Annotated in this window: 1 protein-coding gene; it reads left to right on the top strand. The window is 53.8% G+C overall.

Annotated elements, in window-relative coordinates; all coding sequences use genetic code 11:
• Positions 1–68: 68 nt before the first annotated feature.
• On the top strand, positions 69–357 hold a 289-nt coding region (locus tag C5P05_RS35190), incomplete at its 3' end, for a DUF2306 domain-containing protein (RefSeq protein ID WP_420130711.1).

Consider the following 357-nt stretch of genomic DNA (forward strand, 5'->3'; position numbering starts at 1 on the left):
CGGAGATCAGCACCGAGAACGCCCGATTCGTTGCGGCGCCGTTTCCTGTGATTGTGCACATCCTTTGCGTGTGCCTGTTTTCTATATTAGGCGCTCTGCAGTTTTCTTCCACGCTACGCCAAAGAAGAACCCAATGGCACAGAGTCTCGGGTCGGATAGTGGTTGCAAGCGGAATTTTGGCTGCTTTATCGGGTTTGTGGATGACGGTCATGTATCCAATCCCCCCCGATTTGCAGGGCAGCTTGCTTTACGCAGTGCGCGTATTCGTGAGCGTTTCGATGCTGCTTTCGATCTTTATAGCGTTGGCTGCGGTCAAAGGAGGCGACATTGCCACCCATCGGGCTTGGATGATTCGCG

Source organism: Rhodoferax ferrireducens (assembly GCF_003347515.1).
Taxonomy (GTDB): domain Bacteria; phylum Pseudomonadota; class Gammaproteobacteria; order Burkholderiales; family Burkholderiaceae_C; genus Rhodoferax.